The 24235-nt window shown below is 37.8% G+C and carries 27 protein-coding genes and 1 pseudogene; 19 read left to right on the top strand and 9 right to left on the bottom strand.

The genetic code is table 11. From position 1 onward, the window contains the following. The first annotated feature begins 5 nt into the window (after nucleotides 1-5). A complete protein-coding gene (locus C9I86_RS03600; RefSeq protein ID WP_107275656.1) occupies nucleotides 6-374 on the top strand; it encodes a DUF3703 domain-containing protein in 369 nt (122 codons plus the stop codon). A 100-nt stretch (nucleotides 375-474) separates the two neighbouring features. On the opposite strand, the gene C9I86_RS03595 is transcribed toward C9I86_RS03600, so the two are convergent. Further along, a complete protein-coding gene (locus C9I86_RS03595) occupies nucleotides 475-975 on the bottom strand; it encodes a peptidylprolyl isomerase (protein WP_107275655.1) in 501 nt (166 codons plus the stop codon). Nucleotides 976-1123: 148 nt separating this feature from the next. Between C9I86_RS03595 and C9I86_RS03590 the strand changes: the two genes are divergently transcribed. After that, a complete protein-coding gene (locus C9I86_RS03590; protein ID WP_107275654.1) occupies nucleotides 1124-2098 on the top strand; it encodes a Gfo/Idh/MocA family protein in 975 nt (324 codons plus the stop codon). Between the two features lie 153 nt (nucleotides 2099-2251). Here the strand turns inward: C9I86_RS03590 and C9I86_RS03585 are convergent, their stop codons facing one another. Beyond that, entirely contained in the window at nucleotides 2252-3856 is a 1605-nt protein-coding gene (locus C9I86_RS03585) for an ABC-F family ATPase (RefSeq protein ID WP_080156119.1), read from the bottom strand. Between the two features lie 44 nt (nucleotides 3857-3900). On the opposite strand from C9I86_RS03585, the gene C9I86_RS03580 reads away from it, so the two are divergent. The 12 genes from C9I86_RS03580 to C9I86_RS03525 all read left to right on the top strand — a co-directional run bounded on the left by C9I86_RS03580 (nucleotide 3901) and on the right by C9I86_RS03525 (nucleotide 15986). Then, nucleotides 3901-5484: a recombinase family protein gene (locus C9I86_RS03580; RefSeq protein WP_107275653.1), complete on the top strand. Its 1584-nt coding sequence runs from the start codon at nucleotides 3901-3903 to the stop codon at nucleotides 5482-5484. 244 nt (nucleotides 5485-5728) lie between these two features. Next, complete coding sequence (locus C9I86_RS03575) at nucleotides 5729-7465, top strand: hypothetical protein (protein WP_107275652.1); 1737 nt, start codon at nucleotides 5729-5731, stop codon at nucleotides 7463-7465. Nucleotides 7466-7752: 287 nt separating this feature from the next. Next, nucleotides 7753-8853 (top strand): hypothetical protein, encoded by a 1101-nt coding sequence (locus C9I86_RS03570; protein ID WP_107275651.1) that lies wholly within the window; start codon nucleotides 7753-7755, stop codon nucleotides 8851-8853. Between the two features lie 4 nt (nucleotides 8854-8857). After that, on the top strand, nucleotides 8858-9385 hold the full coding sequence (locus tag C9I86_RS03565; protein WP_107275650.1) for a hypothetical protein: 528 nt from the start codon (nucleotides 8858-8860) through the stop codon (nucleotides 9383-9385). Nucleotides 9386-10994: 1609 nt separating this feature from the next. After that, on the top strand, nucleotides 10995-11756 hold the full coding sequence (locus tag C9I86_RS03560) for a hypothetical protein (RefSeq protein ID WP_107275649.1): 762 nt from the start codon (nucleotides 10995-10997) through the stop codon (nucleotides 11754-11756). 336 nt (nucleotides 11757-12092) lie between these two features. Then, a complete protein-coding gene (locus C9I86_RS03555; RefSeq protein ID WP_107275648.1) occupies nucleotides 12093-12713 on the top strand; it encodes a recombinase family protein in 621 nt (206 codons plus the stop codon). A gap of 230 nt (nucleotides 12714-12943) precedes the next feature. Next, nucleotides 12944-13237 carry a hypothetical protein gene (locus tag C9I86_RS03550; protein WP_107275647.1) on the top strand — a complete coding sequence of 98 codons (294 nt, stop codon included), beginning with the start codon at nucleotides 12944-12946 and terminating at the stop codon, nucleotides 13235-13237. Next, on the top strand, nucleotides 13231-14970 hold the full coding sequence (locus C9I86_RS03545) for a terminase large subunit domain-containing protein (protein WP_107275646.1): 1740 nt from the start codon (nucleotides 13231-13233) through the stop codon (nucleotides 14968-14970). The genes C9I86_RS03550 and C9I86_RS03545 overlap by 7 nt, the downstream gene beginning before the upstream one ends. Before the next feature lie 2 nt (nucleotides 14971-14972). Continuing rightward, on the top strand, nucleotides 14973-15221 hold the full coding sequence (locus C9I86_RS03540) for a hypothetical protein (RefSeq protein ID WP_107275645.1): 249 nt from the start codon (nucleotides 14973-14975) through the stop codon (nucleotides 15219-15221). Next, nucleotides 15218-15523, top strand: a complete 306-nt coding sequence (locus C9I86_RS03535) for a hypothetical protein (RefSeq protein WP_107275644.1) — start codon at nucleotides 15218-15220, stop codon at nucleotides 15521-15523. The genes C9I86_RS03540 and C9I86_RS03535 overlap by 4 nt, the downstream gene beginning before the upstream one ends. Before the next feature lie 2 nt (nucleotides 15524-15525). Continuing rightward, nucleotides 15526-15747, top strand: coding sequence for a hypothetical protein (locus C9I86_RS03530; RefSeq protein ID WP_107275643.1), 222 nt, complete (start codon nucleotides 15526-15528; stop codon nucleotides 15745-15747). After that, on the top strand, nucleotides 15747-15986 hold the full coding sequence (locus tag C9I86_RS03525; protein WP_107275642.1) for a hypothetical protein: 240 nt from the start codon (nucleotides 15747-15749) through the stop codon (nucleotides 15984-15986). The genes C9I86_RS03530 and C9I86_RS03525 overlap by 1 nt, the downstream gene beginning before the upstream one ends. Before the next feature lie 107 nt (nucleotides 15987-16093). On the opposite strand, the gene C9I86_RS20005 is transcribed toward C9I86_RS03525, so the two are convergent. Beyond that, entirely contained in the window at nucleotides 16094-16237 is a 144-nt protein-coding gene (locus tag C9I86_RS20005; protein ID WP_158258914.1) for a hypothetical protein, read from the bottom strand. Between the two features lie 101 nt (nucleotides 16238-16338). Here C9I86_RS20005 and C9I86_RS03520 point away from each other — a divergent pair, with 101 nt between their 5' ends. The 4 genes from C9I86_RS03520 to C9I86_RS03505 all read left to right on the top strand — a co-directional run bounded on the left by C9I86_RS03520 (nucleotide 16339) and on the right by C9I86_RS03505 (nucleotide 18588). Next, on the top strand, nucleotides 16339-16857 hold the full coding sequence (locus C9I86_RS03520; RefSeq protein ID WP_107275641.1) for a hypothetical protein: 519 nt from the start codon (nucleotides 16339-16341) through the stop codon (nucleotides 16855-16857). After that, nucleotides 16854-17096: a hypothetical protein gene (locus C9I86_RS03515; protein WP_107275640.1), complete on the top strand. Its 243-nt coding sequence runs from the start codon at nucleotides 16854-16856 to the stop codon at nucleotides 17094-17096. Before C9I86_RS03520 ends, C9I86_RS03515 begins: the two co-directional genes overlap by 4 nt. Nucleotides 17097-17480: 384 nt before the next feature. Further along, nucleotides 17481-17636 carry a hypothetical protein gene (locus C9I86_RS20000; protein WP_158258913.1) on the top strand — a complete coding sequence of 52 codons (156 nt, stop codon included), beginning with the start codon at nucleotides 17481-17483 and terminating at the stop codon, nucleotides 17634-17636. Then, nucleotides 17629-18588, top strand: a complete 960-nt coding sequence (locus tag C9I86_RS03505; protein ID WP_107275638.1) for a baseplate tail-tube junction protein — start codon at nucleotides 17629-17631, stop codon at nucleotides 18586-18588. Before C9I86_RS20000 ends, C9I86_RS03505 begins: the two co-directional genes overlap by 8 nt. A 308-nt stretch (nucleotides 18589-18896) precedes the next feature. Here C9I86_RS03505 and C9I86_RS03500 read toward each other — a convergent pair whose 3' ends face one another. Beyond that, on the bottom strand, nucleotides 18897-19544 hold the full coding sequence (locus C9I86_RS03500) for a MarC family protein (RefSeq protein ID WP_080156118.1): 648 nt from the start codon (nucleotides 19542-19544) through the stop codon (nucleotides 18897-18899). Between the two features lie 239 nt (nucleotides 19545-19783). On the opposite strand from C9I86_RS03500, the gene C9I86_RS03495 reads away from it, so the two are divergent. Further along, complete coding sequence (locus C9I86_RS03495; protein ID WP_080156117.1) at nucleotides 19784-20104, top strand: YkgJ family cysteine cluster protein; 321 nt, start codon at nucleotides 19784-19786, stop codon at nucleotides 20102-20104. 109 nt (nucleotides 20105-20213) lie between these two features. Here the strand turns inward: C9I86_RS03495 and thiE are convergent, their stop codons facing one another. The 5 genes and pseudogenes from thiE to C9I86_RS03470 form a co-directional block, all read right to left on the bottom strand. Then, nucleotides 20214-20885, bottom strand: coding sequence for a thiamine phosphate synthase (gene thiE / locus C9I86_RS03490; RefSeq protein ID WP_107275637.1), 672 nt, complete (start codon nucleotides 20883-20885; stop codon nucleotides 20214-20216). Continuing rightward, the gene (thiM, locus tag C9I86_RS03485; RefSeq protein WP_107275636.1) at nucleotides 20885-21715 is read right to left on the bottom strand and encodes a hydroxyethylthiazole kinase; all 831 of its coding nucleotides are present in this window, start codon (nucleotides 21713-21715) and stop codon (nucleotides 20885-20887) included. Before thiM ends, thiE begins: the two co-directional genes overlap by 1 nt. Further along, nucleotides 21708-22421: a thiaminase II gene (gene tenA, locus C9I86_RS03480; protein WP_107275635.1), complete on the bottom strand. Its 714-nt coding sequence runs from the start codon at nucleotides 22419-22421 to the stop codon at nucleotides 21708-21710. Before tenA ends, thiM begins: the two co-directional genes overlap by 8 nt. 11 nt (nucleotides 22422-22432) lie before the next feature. Beyond that, nucleotides 22433-23395, bottom strand: a complete 963-nt coding sequence (locus C9I86_RS03475) for an ABC transporter substrate-binding protein (RefSeq protein ID WP_369924934.1) — start codon at nucleotides 23393-23395, stop codon at nucleotides 22433-22435. A gap of 70 nt (nucleotides 23396-23465) precedes the next feature. Further along, nucleotides 23466-24185 (bottom strand): annotated as a pseudogene (locus C9I86_RS03470) (ABC transporter permease); the annotation flags it as partial. Nucleotides 24186-24235 lie beyond the last annotated feature (50 nt).

Below are 24235 nucleotides of genomic sequence, written 5' to 3'. Positions count from 1 at the left end.
GGACAATGAGTAATTTTAGTCACAATATCGCACCTTATATTAAAAGAGAAATGATGCGTTCGTATCGTGCTCAGAAAAAAGGTGATGTAGCGGCGGCATTTCGACATTTAGAAAATGCACATGTACTTGGGCAAGAATCCACATATTGGCATGTAAAGGTACATTATTTAATGTTATGTTGGGCATTAAAACAGCGTGATTTTAAAGAAATTACTGGCCAGTTGATGCGTATTATTGGCGCGGTATGTTTAACTGCTATTGATGGCGCGCCAATTGGTAACACCGGTGGCAGTAATGTACATGCATTAAAAGTGATGCCGATATCAGCAGAACACGCTGAGATTATTCTAAAAACAAAATCGTTATCGCGCTAATTAACCACAGTAATAGTAGGAGCGGTGATAATCATCATTCGCTCCCTCTTTATCCCTTTATCTATCAATACAATCAGTTAATTATACGAAAGATCACTCATTATTCGTTAATGATCACTTGATTGATAACGATAGCTTCACATGGAACATCTTCATGCCCTTGCATCGTTGTGGTCTTTACTTGCGCGATATGATTGACCACATCCATTCCGGCTGTCACATCACCAAAAACCGTATATCCCCAGCCATTATTAGTTGTTGCTGTGTAATCAAGACAATCGTTATCCGCGAGATTGATAAAAAATTGTGCGGTTGCTGAGTGCGGCGCATCAGTGCGGGCCATTGCAATGGTGCCTAACGTGTTTTTAAGGCCACGATTTGCTTCATTTACAATGGGATCACGAGTTGGCTTTTCGAGTAAATCAGCAGTATGACCACCACCTTGAATCATAAAGCCATTAATAACACGGTGAAATATCGTATCGTTATAAAAACCATCACGACAATACTGAATAAAGTTACGTACAGTAACAGGGGCTTTTTGTTTATTAAGGTTGATATCGATATTGCCGACATTGGTGATCAAAGTAATACTAGTCATGAGGATTATCTAGTTAAGATGGTTGCTCGCAGTATACGTAATTTATATCATAAACTGTAGTTAACACAGATTATATATGCTGGTTATCGTTGGAATTCGCTATTTTTAATAGACAAACGCTATAAAGAAAATCAAAAGGACTCAGATAATGAACACGAACATGATCCGTTGGGGCATGATTGGCTGTGGTGCAGTAACCGAAGTGAAAAGTGGTCCTGCTTACCATAAAGTGGAAAATTTCACCTTAGCGGCGGTTACACGTCGCGACCAAGCCTTAGCTCATGATTACGCAACGCGACATAATATCGCGACGGTTTATGTGGATGCTGATGCGTTAATTAATGATCCTTCGATTGATGCGGTTTATATCGCAACTCCTCCTGATAGCCATAAGGAGTTAGCGTTAAAAGTTGCACAAGCGGGGAAGATTTGTTGTGTTGAAAAACCTCTTGCTCCCAGTTATGCCGATAGCCAAGCTATTGTTGAAGCATTTGAAACGGCAGAAATACCTTTGTTTGTTGCGTACTATCGTCGTTCCTTACCGCGTTTTAATCATGTAAAACAGTTGCTTGAAAATGGTGATATTGGCGATATACGTCATATCAGTTGGCATTTGAATAAACCCGCAAATCCAATGGATCTTTCACAACAATACAATTGGCGCACCGATAAAATGATTGCTGCTGGTGGGTATTTTGATGATCTTGCGAGTCACGGATTAGATTTGTTCGCGTATTTGTTAGGTGATTTTGCAACAGTAAAAGGCGTAGGCATTAATCAACAGCACTTGTACACTGCATTAGATGTTGTGAGTGCATGCTGGTTACATACAAATGGGGTGACGGGCTGTGGTAGTTGGAATTTTGGTGGTCATTCGCGCCAAGATAAAGTAGTGATATATGGTAGCCAAGGCGAAATACATTTTTCAGTATTTGATGAAGCGCCAATAGAGGTGATCACCGCCGATAAACAACAGCAGATCGTGATTGAAAATCCCACTAATATTCAGTTGTATCATGTGGATAATATGCGTAAACAGTTGCTAGAAGGTAAGCTGCATCCATCGACAGGCGTAACGGCAGCTCATACTGGATGGGTAATGTCACAGATAGTAGCAAGCTAGTATGATAGGGTGTACTTCAATGAGTGACGTTGTCACTTTGTGCGCGATGTGTAACTAAAGAAGTTTTATTAAAGTAAAAGTAACAAAAGCAGTAAAAGTAATGAAAGAAATACAGCAAGTTATACCAATGGCATAACTTGCTGATCAGCGTTATTAAGCGACTTTTTCTTCAAGGGCAAGATTTGACATGTATTCGTCAAATGTGCCGTGGAAGTTAACCACTTTTTTATCGCGAATATCAATAATACGTGTTGCTAGTGATGAGACGAATTCACGGTCATGGCTAACAAAGATTAACGTACCTTCGTACACTTTTAAGGCGTTATTTAGCGCTTCAATTGCTTCCATATCCATGTGGTTCGTTGGTTCGTCCATAACCAGAACGTTAATATTTAGCATCATTAGTTTGCCAAATAATAGACGGTTTTTCTCACCACCAGAACAGTTTTTTACTTTCTTATTAATATCATCAGCAGTAAACAATAAACGACCTAGAATGCTACGTACGGCGAGATCATCATGATCTTTTGTACGCCATTGCGAAATCCAATCAAAGATACCTAAATCATTGTTAAACTCAGATGAGCTATCTTGAGGGCAATAGCCGATAGAAGCGTTTTCAGACCACTTGATAACACCATGGTTGTGTTTTAGTTCATTGACTAAACAACGTAGCATGGTTGTTTTACCAACGCCGTTTTCACCGATGATAGCTAATTTAGAGCCCGCATCTAGGATTAAGTCGCCACCTTCAAATAAGGTTTCGCCATCAAAGCCATGAGCCAGTTCTTCTAAAATCAACGCCTGACGGTAAAGTGCTTTACCCGGCTTGAACTGTAATGATGGCTTTAAGCGGCTTGAAGACTTCACTTCATCAAGCTTGATTTTATCCATTTTCTTAGCACGAGAGCTTGCTTGTTTTGCTTTTGAAGCATTGGCACCAAAACGGTTTACGAAATCTTGTAGTTCATTGATTTCAGCACTTTTCTTCGCATTTTCAGATAATAGTTGCTCTTGAATTAGCGTTGATGCTTCAATGAATTTCTCGTAGTTACCTGGGTAAATACGTAGCTCACCGTAGTCGATATCTGCCATGTGAGTACACACAGAGTTTAGGAAGTGACGGTCGTGAGAAATAATGATCATGGTACATTTACGCTGGTTTAACTCGCCTGCAAGCCAGTTAATAGTGTGAATGTCCAAGTTGTTTGTTGGTTCGTCAAGTAGCAAAATATCAGGGTTTGAGAACAATGCCTGTGCTAATAACACACGCAATTTCCAACCTGGCGCTACTTGTGACATTAAACCGTAATGCAGTTCTTCATCAATACCCGCATCAATAAGTAACTGTCCGGCACGACTTTCTGCCGTATAGCCATCCATTTCAGCAAATTCGCTTTCAAGTTCAGCCACAGCCATGCCGTCTTCTTCTGTCATTTCTGGCAGAGAATAAATACGGTCACGTTCTTGTTTTACTTTCCATAATGCAGCATCACCCATGATAACCGCGTCCACAACCGTGTATTGCTCAAATGCAAACTGGTCTTGGCTTAGGGTACCTAAACGTTGTCCTTGAGAGATAGACACGTTGCCCGCACTTGGTGTAAGCGCACCGCTAAGAATTTTCATAAAGGTTGATTTGCCGCAACCATTAGCACCGATAAGGCCATAGCGGTTACCGTTACCAAATTTAGCTGAAATATTTTCAAATAATGGTTCAGCACCAAATTGCATTGTAATGTTTGCTGTACTAATCAAAGCTTTCTCATATACTCAGAACGTAAATTGAGGCGCATACTAACATGAATAAACTCTTTTCGTATCAACGATTCTCTACATCAATTCAATTTGATGGTGACAGTCTACGCAGACAAACGGAAGCCGCTAGAACCTACGCAGAACAGCATGATCTTGATTATCAAGATAAAACGTTTTCTGATTTGGGGGTCTCTGGATACAAAGCTAAAAAAAGATCGGGGCTAGAAGCATTACTGGAAGCAGTAAAAAATGGTTCTATTGCTGGTGGCGATGTGATTTTTTTAGAAAACCTTGATCGGATTACCCGAAAAGGCTTCCAAGATACTAATGAACTTATTAAGCAAATTGTATCAACAGGGGTGGTACTACATGTCCAAAGCGATAATTTAACTTTAGATAAAAGTAGCCTAAATGATTTTACATCTATTATGCGTGTAGCACTTATGGCTGATCTAGCATGGAAGGAATCAGAGAAAAAATCACAACGATTATTGGAAACTAAAGGACAAAAGCGATTACGTGCGATTGAGCATAATGAAGCCCAAGCCCGTAAACTTCCATTCTGGATTGATTACAATAAAACTACTTGTCAATATCAGTTTAATGATTTAGCTAAAATTGTGCGTAGAATAGTTTTTGAGCGGCTATCAGGTAAAAGTGATAGAACGATAATCAATGGACTTAATAACGACGGCATCATGACCCCAAGGGGTTCACGATGGTATGAAAACAGTATAAGAAACATCTATACGCATAAAGCTGTGTATGGTGCTTATCAAACTATGCGTACAGTTCGTAGTGATCCCACAGATCATACAACTGCAAAAATTGTTTTAGATAAATTAGTCCTTAATCATTACCCTGCGATCATGAGTCCTGAAGATTTTGAAAGTATTCAACCTATAGCAGGGGTTAGATCTGGTAATCATGGTTCACATAACCATTTGCGTAGAATTACACGCTGTATGCGATGTGGTGAGCCAGTAGGGAAAAAACTATCTAAACATAGTAACGGTAATACTTATGTTCAGTGGTTCTGTATGGGGATTAAAAACACGGGTAAATTGAAATGTGATCAGCCTACGTTCAAAGACTTAGATCAAGTTATTTTTAAGATAACCAAGCATTTAAAGCGTGTTAGAAGCTCTAGTATTGATGCCGAACAAAAATTGATAGAACAAACTATTGCTCAAAAAGAAATGGCGTTATCTGAAATACAACAAGCCATATTAGGTGGGGTTGGGGTCACTGCTTTGATTGCCACCAGTATTGAATTAGAAAAAGAAATTGATAACTTGAGATCAAAGATTACCATTGATTATGGGGATCAAGATTATGATCTACTATCAGAGTCGGTTGGTGATGCTGTTGCATGGAACATACTGGCGGTTAAATTAATTAAAAGTATAAACGTTGATTACATTACTAACCCAAAACGAATAGGAATGGGAAAGGATCACGGTTCTTATCGTGTAGTAATAAATCAGTCTAATGGCTATACAATTAGTGCTGTTGTTTCTGGTGTAGACAGAATTGATTATAAAGATTTGAATATCATCATGAGTGACACTTATGACATTGCGTCTATAAGTCCTAATTTGCATGAATGGGAATTAGATCAAGAATAAACATCAAATCTAGACTAGTAAATCAGCAGCTATGCAACTTTAACCCCATGATCTAACAGGTTGTGGGGTTTTTTCATTTATGGTCATTACGTGCGATTCACAGCGTTTTAGATGATATTGACAACATAATGATTATTGTATAGATTCCATGACTTAATTTTAGAAGGACATTTTTACATGGATTTATACATACTATTTCATAAGTTTCGTTACCGATGGAAATCAAACTATCGGAGCTTTACCCATGAAAATTACAAAACCGCTTTTATCAATCATTACACGTGCAAGCCGTAAAGGGTTCACACGTGCGTATTTTGACGCAACAACAAAACTAATTCACCTCACAACTGTTAATGGTGATCTATGGACTATCAAAGACCAGTTGATTACGCATACATTCAACATCTCAGATCTAAAGACATTCATTAAGACGTTTAATGAGACCGTAAAAAGGTCAAGTCTAAATGATAGCATTGTTTATGCTACTGCTAACCAAATTAGTATTTCATGCCCTACAGGACGTGATAGCATTGATAACAGCGTTGATAACCTAACCGTTAACCCTACACCAGAACCTAAGATCATTATTGATGATTTGAACACAGTAGACGTTAAGACACTGCTAAAACTAAAAGCAAAAGGTATTACATTCAACTGTAATAATGGTGAGATCTCAGCAATTATTGATTTTGGAAATAACAATTATAATGCATTCACAACACTAGTTAACGGGGTTGGTGATGATTGTCAATACAGCTATAAAACTGGATGGTTGAAGTTACACCGTAGTATTTTTGGCAATAGTAAAACTTGCGATTACGCTTTAAATGTTGGGGATTGTGTCAGCGTAGAGTTTACCAACCACGGGATCAAGAATGTTGTTACATTCAATACCAACATTTTACCAGTAGTAAAAGACATTGAGAAAATTAAAACCCGTATTACAAAAATTGTTGATCGCCATTCGAACGAATACAAAAAAGATAAGTTTCAACGTAATATCACTTATTGTAATAATTTCATTGTTAAGCGTAGTGCATTCATTGATAAAAAAGTAATAGCATTTGATAAAAAGGTAGCACAATACAACAAGCAGCTGATCGCACTTGAAAACACACGTGTGAGGATGGAAAACAAGATCGATAAAAAGAAATATAGCCATAACCAATACGGATACGACCAAGTAGTAATTACATGTAATGCAGTAATCGCAGAGAAAGAAGCTAAGGTGTATCTGTTAGAACAGCAAGCAAACGAAATTGCAGATCTTATCATTAGTGAGTTGATTGTTATTGATGAAAGTCACAGTTTCATTGAAACCCAAGAAATCGAAATTATTGATCTATGGCACGACATAGCAAACGAAGTGAACGAAAAAATTAATGAAATTGAACTCAATAATCCATGCATTAAGTGGTGTTACATTAATGGCAATACTGTATTCGATGACGTAGAAATCAACTTTATCGATGATAAGGTTAAACCAGTGTTACCAGTAAAGGTTGCAGCAGTTGAACCCGTGGTTATTCGTCAATTTACACCAGAAGAAATTGATCATATTACAACATTAAACATTAACGGTGTAAAACATTCACACCGCTTTCAATCACTAAGTGAAGATGATCAACAACAGGTGATCGCAGAACTCGAACCACTAGTTATTGAAAAGCTTAAATCATGCACTGTTACTATTGACGGTGATAAAGTTATTGACAGTGATGAATGGATCAATACAAAAAATGATTGTATTCAATTGCACGAAAAAATGTATGTTAAGTTTTCGAGTGAAAAACCAGTAACAATTATGAGCCATTACCAACCAGTGTTACCAATAAAGGTTGAACCAATAACAGTTATTGAACCCTATAACTATTTTATGCAATCAATGTTAGGTGAGGTTATACCACTAACAGCAGATCAAATTGAGCATATCAACTTGGTTAGGAAAAAGAATGCAATAACTAAAAAGTATAAAATTTAATTATTCATTATGATAAATGATTTGATTTAAGAGGTTAGATACTATTTAGATGGCTGTTTCGACTTTAGAAGCAATCATGACAGCATATACTGTTAGATAACTCGATTTGTAAATATTGTAATAGTTAGTTTTAGATTTTTATTACATAAAACTAGGCGATAATGTTTACATTATGATTTCAGTTGCATACTTTGAAGTTTATCACTGAATCTGCATTTTTTACCTTTCTTCTATTTGATTTTATGTGCTCTAATTTGCTTATAAAATAAATTAATTGGAGTCTATACATGAGTACAGGTGTTGTTTCTTTTTTTAAATTTACTAAGTTAGGCTTTTATCGTTATAGAGAGCATGATAATTGTGAACCTTTAGAGATGAGAGAAATGCTTGAGTCTCTACATGAATGGTTCCAAGATCGTATTTCATTGGAAGATACTTTATTATGGGATGATGAGACGGAAGGCTATTCACATCGAAAAAAGGTATACCTAAAAGCCATTGAGCATAATCCAGATACAGGTGATTACATACTAGTTTTATGGCGAGCCATTGGGCAGGGTAATGGTGTGTATGGTATTCGTGCTGACTCTAGATTAGATGATAATCGTTTGTATAATGCAGATGAAGCAGTAGAAGATAATGCTCGTGTTATTTGGGGTGAGGCATCGTATTACTGGTTCTGTCCAAGACAAAACTTATTTTCTTCTATCCGTTTTCATAATTCTATTGCTGATTCTGCAATGGTTAATTCGTATTTTAAAGATTTTATTTGGCTTCAAAGTAATGTTAAGCAAAAAGTTCGAGAAGTGAAAGAAGGTGCACAAGGAAGTTATACTTTAGTAACATTTAAGTCTGATGATGATACGAATAATGATAAATTGTGGTTCCGTTGTGAAAGTAAGCAGTATACTAAGATCACAACTCAGGCAGATCTTGGTCAAATAGCGAGAGATATTACTCATTTTGTACAGCGGGATGTAATTGCAGCACGTACAATTCAAGAGCAGGATTGGACACGATTTTTTAGAAGTTCCCCTTATGTTTCTGGAGAAGTTACTAAAGAAACTCGTAAGATTGAAATTAACATTGAAGCTAAACCCACCGTTGAAGAATTACGACAAGTTTTTGAACGTTATAATGAAGAGTATAGTGGCGTAGATGAATGGCGTAATCTTGGATTTAAAAAAGAAGGGGTTGGTGGTATTTGTTGGTTGAATAAATTTGTTGTAAAAAATACTCTGGTCGTAAGTGATTTAGCGGAAGGTGGTATTGATGACACTGGTCATTATACACCAAGGCGATTGTTTGCAGCTTTAGAGTTAAACCGAGATAGCTTACTTGCTCCCTTTGCTCTAGATGAGCATGAAGAGGACGTTGTTAACGGGTGATTAAATGGAGTCGCCAAGTATAAGATTTATAATCTGGCATGTGATTATTTTAGTCATAATAGTTGCTGTTAGTTATTGTTTTAGAAACGAGATAGAATTTAAAGATGTACAGAATCTGATTTCGATTCTTCAAAATACATCAGCTATGATTTTTACTATCATGGGATTGTGGATTGCTTATGTTTACCCTCAAGTAATTTTAAGCGTGGTTCAATCATCGAAAGTAATATCTATTTTTTCTAAAGAAGATGAAAGAGCAGTAAAATCGTTAGTTGGTGTAATTGTTGTATCTGCGATGATAATGGGAATTTTAGTGATAGGAACATCACTACAGATTTTTATTGTTAAAACTAGTCTATTTATTAGTTATTCGGGTGTATTTTGTGCTGTAGGTATTGGTTCATTGTTAACGTTAACCTATGCTCAACTATTTTGTATTTACATGGTAGTTATTAGTAGCGTTAATTTTGTGATTAAACTAAAAAATGCAAAAAATCAGATTGAATTATCAAAAAAATTAGATGGTAAGTAATAAACATAAAGGGTGACTATTTGGTCACCTTTTTTATGTGGTTTTATCGGTAATGCTTGATTGCTAGATCTTAGTAATAGTTTTATTAAAATTAGTTTATCTTGTTGGCTGCAAGCAGCCACCAACCGCCCTGCAACCTTTTTACATGATGGTTTCAAGATAGATTGTAGGTAGCAAATCTTGATCAAGATCCAGTAAAAGAAACTTGAAAAATCGTTACAGGGTTACAACGTTTTATTTTTTGGAGGGCGGAACGACCTACAAAAAATGATAATCAATATTATCAAGTACAATAGCTATCATGGTGAAACCTAACTTTAGTTGATAAGGTTGATTATCAAGAAAACATCATTATCAAGATAACTAGTAAAGAAAATCATTACCTTAACTTAGAAACCAAACATTACAACCTTAGCGAATTAAATCACGGTGCAAGCACCGTGGGATCTGGTTACAATACTATAATGGTTTAGTTTATCTGGTATGGTTTATCGTTAATGCGGTAACGCAGATGGTTTCTAAATTAGTTATTAGTTGCTCCCGTCAGCCCAGTGATAGCAAGGGTTCTGGTAAAAACTCCCCCCCACTATTTTTACCAGTCCACCAGTAGCACCAGATAACGATGTCGATAACGATTGATACAAGATTAACCCAGTATCAATTAAACCTCTTACAATCGTTTCTGGAGCTATATAGAACCCAGTAAAGATTATATCTATTGTCAGTAATGATTGGTTACCAGTAATGATTATATCTATTGTCAGTAAAGGTATTCTCTAATCCAGTAAAGGTTTTATCAAGCCGTAACAATCCCCCTTGGGGATTTTACAATCTATTGTGAAAACACCTATTAATGTTTAAAAAGCACGAAGTGTAAAATTAGTTGTTATTAAATTGCTATTGTGAAAGCCAAATAGCCGAAAAATCATTATTAAAATCGTTAAAAAACAGTGACTTACATCACAAGATTATAGTAATTTCCTAATCGTATGTGTGGTGTATGTGTGGTTTTGGAAATCGTATGTGTGGTGTATGTGTGGTTTTGGAAATCGTATGTGTGGTGTATGTGTGGTTTTGGAAATCGTATGTGTGGTGTATGTGTGGTTTTGGAAATGTCATAAGTTGTTGTTTCCCCTGATCCGCATACGTGGCTCCCTATGCCATAATAGCCATGACGATGTCAAGTATAATTGTTTACTTTTTTAAAAAATGTGTTATTATAAATACATAGGTAATGGACTGGTTATCCGTTATCCGTTAGGACTGGTTATCCTAATTTCAATTATGTTCAAGCCGATTAATTTCGGCTTTTCAATGTTTAATTTTGATTTGACATTGAAAAGCTAATTAATTTTTAATTATCTCACACGGACTTATTGTCCATTTTTTTAAACTAAAAACTTAACTTTTATTAAGTTTTACGGGGTTATTATGAAGATTTGCCAAGCCGACCACCCGAACATAATCAAACTAATGAATAGTGGTTACAATCAGAGAGCAATTGCGAAGCATTACGGAGTTAGTCCAGCACGAATTAACCAAATCGTCAAACTATACCCATCGCAAATTGTCGGATTGTCACCTATTCACACCAATGGAATAGAACAAGATGCCAAAGAAACCCACAGTATTGGAAAGTCATAGTTTCCAAGATCAAACAAATATTAATGTTTTTACTAATGACTTATCGACAAATGTTATTGAATGCAGTTTGTTGGTTAAAGGTAAAACCAAAGATAAAAAAATAGCAGTCCATAAAGATCCGCTATTGCTATACAAGGAAGGGAAAAGAATGTTGAAAGTATTGAAAAAGCAAGGTAAATCAGATAAGCGTCAGTATTGTTATACTCGTTTACAGGAAGTGATCAAACGTCACATGACCAAGATAGACAACCCTGATTTTTACGCCACGAATGACACGTTAATGATTGTTGGGCTTTTCGTAAATGTAGATAAGCCATACGCAATTATGACCCGTTGGGATGATGATGCAAGCGACTGGGTTGACCATTACACCCATGTTACGCACAACACCACCGAAGCAGGAAAATACTATACAGCAACATTTTGGAATGATGTTAAATCGTATGAAATAGCAACATCATTCAAACCTAAAACGTATGACCTAGAAAGCGGAGCAGCACAAATTGTGCAATTTGCGGAAAATCTTAGATCGTCAGTTTCACCAATTGAAGAAATGATACAGCTAGAATTAGCGTTATTAATTAAGCAGCATGAGATCTTTAATGGAAGTATACCAAGTGCGGAATGGGTTTATGCTGCAAGTGAAAAACTGCAATTGAAATATAAAACAGCATTTGCAGAGCCAGATCAAACCGACGACATAGACACATTTTTAGATAGCATTTAGTAATAACCCCATAAGCGGATCAGCTATCCGTGAAATTATACATTATGAGTCAATCCGCTTATTCACTCAGGAATAAGCAAAATGAAAATAAAATAGCTTTTTTATCGCAGTACTCTATTGCAGATATTAAGTATCTACAATCTAATTTCATTTGATACTACCTCAATGAACGATACCAATTACGCTACTAAGCAGTATTTTAATACCTATCATTAGAGTATGCCAAAATGATAGGGTTAAATTAAATGATAGAATTCTATCGTTAGGGTTATTTACACACCCTATTGAATGATTTATCATTCAGGTATTAAAAGTAAACTTAAATGATAGATTATTATGAAAATACTAGCTTACCTACGAGCGTCAACGGAAGAACAGAACGCAAGTCGTGCAAAAGAAGCTATCGACAGCTTTTTAATAAATCACAATCTAAAAGCTGATCGCTATTACATTGAGAATGTTAGCGGTGCAAAGTTGGATAGACCACAATTAATACAACTTTTATCAGAAAGCGACAAAGGTGACATTTTAATAATTGAACAGGTGGATCGTCTTACACGCCTTACAGCGGAGGACTGGCGACAGCTAAAGCGTACGATAGAAGATAAAGGTATTCACCTTGTATCACTTGATTTACCTACCTCACATCTAGCTCTTACTAATTCAGTTTCATTAGTGGGAGAGATCTTACAACATGTTAATAATTTGTTATTAGAAATCCTAGCGACTACAGCCCGTAAAGACTATGAAGATAGACGCAGACGTCAAGCGGAAGGTATCAAGATTGCTAAGGAAAGAGGAGCATACAAAGGACGTCCACAAAGTGAGAAGAATGTTAAAGCATGTAAATCTGCGATTAGTTTACTTGATAAAGGACTAACAAAAGAACAAGCAGCAAAAGCAGCAGGAATTGGAGTTGCTACGTTGTACCGTTACATTAAAGATCAAAATAAATGACGGCTAATTATTGCCAGTACTTTGGATAGGGTGGCTGTTAATAGTTACTCTTTTTTATACAAACATAGTCCACGTCATCATTTTACCCCCTTTCCCTACACCTACAGCGACAAGATCCACTAGCATAACGACAAGATCCACCAGCATAACTATAAAGCCTACCAGCATAACGAAAAACCGTACAACCACGAAGACTAAATACCTTTATAAATTAAATTAAAAGGTATTTTATGGATTTGTCATACAAAGGTTACAAATACAATCACGAAGAAATAAAAAAGTTTATCGAAGTTGACCAATACACCAAGACACAGATTATAGATAAAACAGGTATTAATCGTGACACGTTAAACAAGCTTATCAAAAAGTATGGTTTTTCTTATGGCTATACTGATACTGGCATCAAGAAAAGTGATGTTATTAATTATCTTACTATTGGTATGAAAAAAGCCAAGATAGCAAGGTTATGCGGTTGTCATGTTAATACGATCTATCGTATTGGTAAGGATGCTGACTTATGTTAGTCAGTGAATTATTAGACGACATTGATTTTAAATCAAAGCATGTTACTAACGAATTAATAGAAGTACCTTCCCGTGTTTTACCCAAGACACTAAAAGTTAAGACCAAGTATAAGAAACGTATTTTTCAAAATACAGATCAAGCCGCAACTGATTATAAGAACGTCCGTGATAAAGACAACCGTTATGCACGTAACCGCAAATTACGATCAGTAGATGCTGAGATAACGTATACACAACACCTTGAAAACGAGTTCTATCGATGCCGTCGTGATGTTGTTTATTTTGCACAAAACTATGTTTCTATTTTCAATGGTAGCCACGATTACGCTATTCAATTCGAACCTAGACCGTATCAAATACAGCTACTTAGATCATTACAGTCTAACCGCTTTAACGTTGCTAACCAGTCACGACAGACGGGTAAGTCAGTAACCGTTGCTGTCTTTATTGCATGGTTAATCACCTTCCACGCTTATAAGGGTGTAGGGATCATCAATAAGGTTAAAGATGATAGTAATAAGAACTTACGTGATGTGGTGCGAGTACTTGAAGGACTTCCCGACTTTTTAAGCGTGGGTATTGTCAATCTTTCGGTTGACGGTATTGAACTCGAAAACGGTAGCTATGTTAATACCCACCCAAGCAAACCAGATACGGTGAACGGTTATTCATACGCTTTGACATGGATGGATGAATACGCTTTACAGAAAGACGGACAAGAGTTACTAGAGTCAGGTGTAATACCTTTAACATCAAGTAATGATCAATCACGTGTCGTTATTACATCAACCCCACGAGGTAAAAATCACTTTTATGATGTATGTAGAAAAGCAATAAAATACAGTGATTTATCAGTAGAGCAAGTAGGTGATCCTGAGTTTAAAAAATGGATTATTCACGAGGTACACTGGTGGGAAAATCCCGACAATGGTTATACAAAGAAATTCAAATTATCGTTAACAGCACCATACAGTTTTAAATTAGTAACAACTTACGCTAACCCGTTTGCTGCTGATGAAATAGACAAGATCGGTTTAGAACGTTTTAAACAAGATTATGAGTGTAGTTTTCTATCAAGTGAAGACCAGCTTATCTCGTTGGACGCAATCGAGAACTACAAACAACAGCTTTTAAGCCGCAGCTTTACAGATCCTGAAATTTGTTACGGTGGTCTTAAAATGTATCAGTCAGGGAGATCAGACACACACTATGTGGTGTCGGTTGATCCTAGCAATGGTGGCGGTGGTGACTCGGATAATTTCGCATTATCAGTGTGGGCGTACCATAAAGGGTTATTCATGCAAGTAGCAACTTTTGCACAACCTAATGTTAGTTTAAAGACCGCTGGTGACCTTATCGATTGTCTCTACGAGGAATACTACGATCCGTTGGTAATAGTTGAGACAAACGGAAGCGGAACACAATTTATTAATGAGTTGCAACATGAAGACCGTAACCCGATTAACATCTATAAGAGTGGATCACGCTACGGTGTAACAACTACACAGAAAACTAAAACCCCAAGTCTAGGATTATTCAGAACAGCATTTTTACAACAAGAAATAGGAATACTTGATTTTGATTTGCTTACGGAGTTAGAGCACTTCAGCAGTAAGAATGAAAAGCGTTCTATTTTCGAGGCTGAGAAAGGCTATAAGGACGATAGGGTAATGGTATGTAGCATCTTGTATCAAGCGGTGGGTAATGGCGATTTGTATCGTCAAATGAGGTGAGCATGATTAACGATTTTATAGAAGATTTTTTGTATAGACCTTGTGCTGATCCAAATGATGAATTGTTAGTAAAACTTGAGCGGCAACAGCTAACCCAAGAACGTCAAGACCTGGTAATGATAGAAAGCAAAACGCAAAGTATTGCTTACTTACGAGAGCATGGATTTTTACCACCTATCAATGGCTGCTTACACAATGCGCTTGACCTTGATAATGATTCTAGTGGTATTCATTGGGAGATTATCGAATGAGGTTTATAGACTACTGTAACGAACGTACAAGCCTTCTAGATGAATGGGCGGAGTCGAATAGACTTAAAACTGAAGTGCTACAGCATGAGTATGTAGCACTCTCACAAGGTGATTTTATCAATAGCGAGACCGTAAGAGCTTATCTATCTTTCGTGGCTGGTGGAAGAGTTACGCAAGCAGATGCCATAAACGGGATCTGTTTAGTGCTTGGTGGTACTACGCAAGATTGGCGAACCATACCAACTAATGATCTTATAACCGCTATTGAAGCACTAGCAACTAATAATTTTTTAACGAGGTAATTATGATCAGTTTTAATGATTTTCATAAGCAACAACAACAAGTAAAAGAAAGCATTAGCAGTATAGAGTCAATCTTTCAAAAGGTCACTTTAGACCAAGAAGGTAAAGCGTATCGTTTACGTGCTACCACTAAACAAGGGACAGAGATCGACATTTTAACGGATCTCGAAAATCTATTAACACCTACATTTTTGATGAATCTACAACGTCAGGCGGTAGTGTAATGAAAGTATTAAACAGAGGCTCAATGGGTGGAATTAATAGTTTTAGTAATAGCCACGAACAATGGGATTCGTGGTATAGACCATCAATTGAAAAGCAAAATCAACCTATTCCAGATTATGATCTAACAGCTATTGTTGGTATGTCAAAGTATAGATTTGGAATCGATTTACCAAAGTCAGGTGCAATCGTAATTAATTTTGAAAATAATCAAATTATGTCAGTTGATCTTATTAATTAATAGAAATAAAAAAAGCCACCGCTTAATTAGCGGTGGCTTTTTCGTTTACTAGGAATTTAAAACAATTACGATCATAATATTAAGTTAACACAGGAAAACGGAGCCTATTAAAAACCGTTCTTCTTTTTGTATCTGGCTATACGAGAACATAACGTTTTGTAATTCAAACCAAGTTTTGATGCTTGATGCTGTAATGATACACCGTTAATTTTGTTCTTGATCACCGCTTGTAGGTCAATTTGATTATTCATCAATGGAGTCCTTTTTGCTTATATATTTATTTAGTGAAGAAAATAATCTTCAAAAAACGTAATAAATACAGGTATAAATTAATCAAAGTAGGAATTTAAAAATGATAGAAGTTAGTAATCAAATTGAAAAAATTATAATCACAAAATTGGTTGTAGTACTAAGCATTATTCAAGATGACTTGAAGGAATTAAGTGCATACCGCCTTGGATTAATAAACGATGATCTTAATGTTATTCGTAAGCCAAAAACAAAAATAGAAAAAGCGGCTTTAAACCCAACGGTGAGATTAGCACTTGACATAAGTCGTCAGCTTTTTACGAACAAAGTATTAAAACCTCAAGAAATGATTAGGCTTGAAAAAGAACATTGTATACGTAGTGCAATTAATCTAATGGTAGATAATCTTACCGAAGCAGAGCAAAAGCAATACCTACAAACGGTGAAGGGTTTGACAGCCAATACAGAAAAGTCAATGACATTAGATGTTGACCAAGTATTAGATGATGAACTCGATAAAATCGTACATCCTAAGTATAACCTTATTGGAAGTCGTAAACGTCGCAATCAATACCTACGCCATGCATTTGGAGTTGAAGACACCACAGGTGATGTGGAATGAGTATTATTGATAATTTCCAGAAACGGGTATCGACTATGCCCAAAGTCGCCATTGCTAAACGTAAGGTCGAGATTATCGAAGCAATAGCAGAATTGACAACAGAATTAAAAATTGTCGAGGACACCGATCACCGAGATAGTATTGAGGCAACCCTTGAGATTTTACGTGATGGCTTGAAAGTTGTTAATCATCAACGGGAAGATAGATCAAGTGGTTTGGCAGCATTGGGGCTTTTGTAATGAGTAAACCAAGTGTAATGGACTTTATTTGGTATGACTGTATTGATGTCGGTGGGGTTTGAGTTGATAGCAGGTGGTACAACTACCGAACAGTGTAAGCTAATCCATCGACAAAGCTACGTAAAGCCACCTAAAACCGCACTGATTGAGTTCAATACCAATTATAGCAACTTAGCTAACAATACAACTAAAAGAATCGTTAATAGACGCACACGTAAGATTAAGCGTGTGTTATCGAACCACGTTAGTAAGCCAATGATAACAATCGATGACTTATTATAATTTTGGTAGTTATCTATTTCTTATAGATCCTAACTACCAAAAATTATTAATAACAAATTGTCTTCGACTCCCACGAAGTGGGATAACCAAATAGGTAATCAAATGAATAATTTAACACCCCAAGACTGTTATAGAATAGTAAAGGCTTATGAAGCAGGGATCACTATTGAAAGTATTGCAGCTTGTTATGATACAGCCACCATTCAACAAATAATTAATGCTTACTGGGATTTAAAAATCGAGGTCAGTAATGGCTAATACAACAGTCATCGAATCAGAAAAAAAACGTACAGAAAGTATGGACGTTAAAGTTAGCACAGGTATTCAGTGCTTCAGTTTTCCATCATCGATCTTATACGCATCAGGCGATAACATACCTACGCACAGTAGCTACTTGGTTTTTAGTTGCTCGAAAATCGGATTAAGTCAAGGTAATTACGCTAGCCAAAAAGCAACACGTAATGCTATTACCAACAGTATTGATTCTACTTTGTTCGCTATAGCATTGCCATTACCTGATAATGGTTTAATGGATAGAACCAGCCAAGATTTTGGGCAGGTGGATCAATCGGTTTTTGCTCAATTGGGTTCACAATACCTAGATAATACATTAACCGCTGGAAGTGCTATAAACCTACTTAGAACCCGTGCTGTTGAGGTATTAGCGAAATCTGACACAATGACTAAAGTAACTGGTCAACGTGTTCTCAGTAACCATACAAGCCAATACAAGGGTGCTAAGTTAAAAGAGAATACATTTGATTATGTATTGCGACCTCGTAATAAAGAAGAATTAAAGCAGTGTTCAAGAATTATTCATTTATTCAAGAAATACAGTAGTCCGACTTTCGAAGCATCCAAAGCGTTAGCGCACATCAACGAAGATCAAGCTAATAGGGTTGGTTCATCGGTGAATTCATCAACTGTTAGAGTCCCACCAACTTGGAAGATTGAAGAAAGGATTGGTAATGGACTTCAACGCCATTATGATTTGTTCAAGTTATACCCGTGCGTAATCACTGATGTTGAGGTGCATTTCAATGGCAGCATGGAAAATTATGCAACCATTGCTCAAACGGGTGGTGATGCGGTGGAAGTAGTTTTACGAGTATCTTTTAGAGAAACAATACCAACTACGTCAGGAGACATCGCTAATAATCGAGCTAAGACCTATGGCGTTAATGACGAGATGGAAATACTTGGGTTATAGAAATGATCATTACCTGTACGGCTGTGAAATCAATGGATCTGTGCATTTATACTTTGATTACTTATAAAAACGTAGTAATGTTTGCGGTAGATATCAAGAGGTATTCCTAGCAGTTTTATTCGATGATTTTTTGGCAGTAACAGCCAAAAGAAGACGCACGAAAACAGAGATGATGTGTAAGGGGGCGCATTATACAGAAGTTTGTTTGTAAATGTCGAGGGCGAAAATGTAACCAATGTAAGATAACAGCCTTGTAAAAAGAAAGACTAAGGCTGTTATCAAGAGGGAGGGTGATGAATTTAAGTGGATTATTTCGCTAAGTTAGCAGTATCAAACAACAAGAAAGCATCATGTACGCCTTGAATTAACATTTGCATACCGATAACCGTTAAAATCAATCCCATTAGACGCGTGGTAATTGTGATCCCCGCTTCACCGACTTTATCAACCAGTTTCGGACCATAAAGAAAGCATACGAGGGTAATTAAACATAAGGTTGCAAAAGCCACAATTGTAATGATTGTATGTAGAAATGAACCTGAAGCTGAGTAATTCATCGCTGTCGCAATAGTACCTGGGCCTGCAAGAATCGGTAATGCCAGTGGCGAAATAGAAATGTCTTTTTCGTCGTTAGTATCATCAGTTTTCGATTCAGAATGCATTTTTGAACTATCACCTTGTAACATATGATAGCCGACTAGAAAGACTAAAATACCGCCGGATAATCGTAGAGCTGGTAGGGTAATACTGAATAATTCAAAGATCCCTTTACCTAAAAGACAGAAGGTGGCGATGATAAAAAAAGCGGCGGTAAGGGCTTTGTAGGCAGTCTTTTTACGTTGCTCTGGCGTCTGACTTCCTGTCATGCCGACAAAAACAGCGGTATTGGCAATGGGATTCATCATGGCAAAGAAACCCATAAATACCGTGACTGTCATTGTAGTAATATCGTGCATAACCATCCTTTTGGTTAAAAATTTGTTATTGATTTTATTACAATAGCATGGATTTTTAGGTTATGAACGTAAATCTATATAGGAAGTGAATAATATAAAAGTAATCACTAAAATAGGGGGGATATTTATTTTTATACTACATTTTGAATGAATAGCGATATAAGTCATTACTATGATGTCCGTGTTTTTAATAAAGGTTTGCGTTACTATGCGCGCAAGAAAACATGGCGATGATAAATATGACCATAGATATAACCAATATAAGCACTGAACCTGATCCAACCATGACTTGCAGTACGTGCCAAGCATGCTGTTGCCGTTTGGAAGTAATGATCATTACAGACACAGGTGTACCTGAAGAATACATTGATATTGATGAGTGGGGCGGTGAAGTGATGCTACGCCTTGACGATGGCTGGTGTGCCGCTGTTGATCGCGATACTTTGCTTTGTACTATTTATGAAAATCGACCGTGGATTTGCCGTGAGTTTGAAATGGGCTCGTATGAGTGCAGTATTGAACGAGCAACAATGCCACCACGAGCACCACAGCAAGATTAAAAGTAAGTCGATCGCTATTTTATATAATCTTTCAAACAATAACCAAGGTATATTCAGCTACCTTGATTATTGTTTGTTATTTATATTTATTGTAGAAACTAACGTTATTCTATTTATTTTGATGTTGTTTATTCGTGCTTATAGCAGCTAATATTTCTGTTGTCGCTTGGCAAGGATTGTCGGCATGACTGATTTCTGAAACAATCGCAACCCCATCAGCTCCTGCTGCCATCACTTCAGTTAAATTAGTGTGATTAATGCCACCAATCGCCACAATCGGAAATGGGCATATTGCTGCTGCACGTTGCAGACCTTCCAATCCCCAATGAGTGATCAGATTAGTTTTAGTCGCTGTCGCAAAAATAGCACTAAGTCCAATGTAATCAATCGGTAGGCTGGCACAATCGATGAGTTGTTGCTCAGTTTCAATCGACAGCCCAATCAGTTTATCCGTCCCTAGCAGTTGTCGCGCCATAGTTACAGGTATATCCGTTTGGCCTAAATGCACCCCATCAGCATCCACCGCTAAGGCAACATCTACTCGATCATTAATGATTAAGGGGATATGACGACCTGTTGCCGTATAAGCCTGTTGCAGAATCGTTTTAACGGTTTGAGCGCGCTGAATAAATGCCCGTACATCACCGTGTTTTTCACGAATTTGTACCATTGTCACACCACCCGCAACGGCTTCACGCACAACATGTTCAAGGGTGGTCAGGTTTTGTTGATCATCAGTGACTAAATACAACAAATAAGGATTGTGGTTGCTGGTTATCATTAGGCTACCACGTCCATATTAAGTCGCTGACAAATTTGCTCGGCACTGATTTGATATAAAACATCAATAATATTGAGCTGTAATGATGCAGGACCTGCTGATTGTTCTGCTGCAATTTCACCTGCAATGGCATAGATTGCAGTAGCCGCCAGCCCTGAAGTTTCACCAATAGCCGCAAATGCACCAGTTAATGCGGTTAATGAACAGCCCATACCAGTGACATAAGGCATCATGTGGTGGCCATTGCGAAGGCTGATGGTCTGTGACGCTGTCACTACATAATCAACTTCACCAGAGATAACCACATTAGCTTGGTACTGCGCGACTAACGCTTGTGCGGCGACTAATGCAGTATCGCTGCTATCAAGCGCATCAACGCCTTTGGTTTGGCTGGCTTCACCTGCAAGGGCAATGATTTCAGATGCATTACCACGAATGATCAGATTATTGGCATTCGCTGCCAGAGTGCGAGCAGTTTGGGTGCGTAATACACTTGCGCCACAGCCGACAGGATCTAACACTATCGGCTTATTATTGGCATTAGCCTGTTCAACGGCAAATAGCATCCGTTCAATCCATTCATTATCAAGGGTGCCAATATTGATCACTAACGATCCTGCAATGTGCATCATTTCAGCCATTTCTTGACGTGAATGCGCCATAATCGGTGAAGCACCAATGGCCAATAAGGCGTTAGCAGTGTTATTCATCACTACATAATTGGTGATATTAACCACTAGCGGTTTTTGTTCTCTGACCAGCGCCAGTGCCGTGATAATGCTTTCAGTTAATGAAGCTGAAGTCGCTGTGTGTTGTGATGAGTTATGCATTATCGACAGTTCCTGATGTATGGTTAATAGCCCTTGTGTTGTTAGTTCCAGCATTGAGTCCTTGTTGCCAGAACGCGATTTCCATCTCGGTTGCGACTTTAAAGGTTTGAACCAGTTGTTGACCTCGTTGACTGTGTAGTGAAATTTCCGCAAGGAGGTTATTAAGGTATACTGTCGCGGTGGCAACTCCTTGTTGGTACTCTTCACCGCTATATAATGCAATCCAGCTATGGTATGGATTATTGTCAAACACGGTTTTTGTATCATTAGCCAGTAAGTTGCCAATTTCAGCATAACCAATCGCACACGGAGCAAGAGCAACGTATAAATCAATGATATCCCCTTGCATACCTGCATCTAATACATAGCGAGTGTAAGCGACTGTAGCGACATCTTCTGGCTCTTGTTCCATATCTTGTTCGGTTAAATGCCAAGCACCACAGTAATCAATATGGTGAGCAATTTCATGATCCAATAAAGCGGCAACACTTGGTAATGCTCGACGCATATCGGCTAAGGTGCGGGCTTTATAAATCGCTAACGCATAAGCGCGTGCATATTGTTTTAAGAATAAAAAATCTTGCTTTAAATAATGCATAAAACAATGGTGGGGCAGTGTACCTTGACCAAGTTGCATCACAAATGGGTGCTGGGTATAGGTAGTCCATTGGGGTTGGCAAGCATCAATTAAATCTTGGTATGTCATGTGATCTCTCCTTAGAAGCTGCCAATATAATTTTTGGCTTGGGGCAGTTGGGTTATAACGTGGTGTTTAAATAGAAATTGGGCGTAATTATCGTAGCGTTTAAAATCGATAGCCGCAGGACGCAAAGCAAACCGCGTTAAAGTGTCGTTCCATGCATTATGGTTAAGCTTGTTATCTAACGTATCGGGTGCGTATTGAATAAACTGTTTCCATGCTGCATCTGGGTGATTGATGATATAGGTGGTTGCTTGTGCGATAGCAGTATTAAAAGCAGTGATCGCTTGGCGGTTATAATGTTTGCTGTTGGCAACAAAGATCAATTCATCATAGCTAGGAATACCGTTCTCTTCAGGGAAAAATGATGTAGTTGGGTAGCCCTCTAACGCTAATTGATTGGTTTCAAAGTTACGTAATCCGCCCCAAATAGCATCAACTTTCCCTGATGCTAATGAAGATGATAGCGCCCAGCCGACATTAACGATATTGACATCGCTTAGTTTCACTCCGTGATCAGCAAGCATGGTGCCAATAGTTGCATCTTCATTACCTGCGACTGAAATACCAATGGTTTTACCTTTCAGTTGTGATAAATCAGTGATGCCACTTTTCTTTAATACCATCAATGTATTAAGCGGTGTCGCAATCAGAGTGGCGGTTTTAATTAGAGGTAAGCCAGCAGCGACATCAATCGTTAAATTGGGTTGATAAGAAACGGCAAGATCGATTTTATTGGCGGCGACTAATTTCGGTGGTAATGATGGATCGGCAGGTTGCTGAATATCAACCTCGATTCCATGCTGTTTAAAATACCCGCGTTCTTGAGCAATAATAATCGGACCATGATTTGGGTTAACAAACCAATCAAGCATTAGGCTTACTTTGGTGAGCTTTTGGGAAGCGGTTGCAGCTTCTGCACTCACCGATAGGCCAAACAGCAATAACATTGTTGAAGTAATTAACAAAATACGTTTCACAATAGATCCTTTAAATATTAAGTATTAAATGAGTACTGGTTACAATTTTCTATTTAAGCGGGGTTTACGGTTACCACGGGATCAGGCGTTTTAATAATCTGTCCGTGATGAAATACAGCGATATTGATAACAGTGATAAAATAAATAGCGCGGCAAACATTTCATCAATCATCATCCGTGCATTGGCTTGCAACATTAAATAACCTAAGCCTTTGCTCGCGCCCACCCATTCGCCAGCGACTGCGCCAATCGGAGCAATAACCACCGCGACTCGAATGCCAGAAGCTAGTGCCGGTAGTGCAGCAGGAAAGCGAATATATTTAAGTTGTTGCCATTTGGTCGCGCCCATGGTGGCGGATAACTCAAGGTAACCGGTGGGAGTATTGCGTAAGCCGTCATAACAGCATGTGGTGACAGGGAAAAAGATAATTAACGCTGCCATTACTACTTTAGAACCAATGCCATAGCCTAACCACAGCATTAATACCGGAGCGATAGCAAATACAGGGATGGCTTGGCTGGCAATCAATAACGGTAATAACCATCGTTTAACGGGCTTAAACAGCAGCATTTGTAAGGCAAAAAATAACCCTAATGATAAACCGAGTATCAGCCCTAGAATGATCTCTTGGCTGGTCACCCATGTATTGCTTAACAGAACGTCATAGCGGGAGACTAACCGCTGCGCTACAGCCAGTGGTGGCGGTAAAATAAAGCTCGGCAAGTGAAACACCATCACGGTGAGTTGCCATAACCCAAGTAGCACGCTAATACTGATCAGTAATCGTATCGGTGTTGCAAGTTCACGCTGTGGGTGCCGCTGTTGACGCGGCGATTTGG

The sequence above is a fragment of the Photobacterium sp. NCIMB 13483 genome, from assembly GCF_003025475.1.
In the GTDB taxonomy this organism is placed as follows: domain Bacteria; phylum Pseudomonadota; class Gammaproteobacteria; order Enterobacterales; family Vibrionaceae; genus Photobacterium; species Photobacterium piscicola.
Note: the sequence above shows the minus strand (reverse complement) of the source record. Positions and strands in the feature narration are given on the sequence as shown.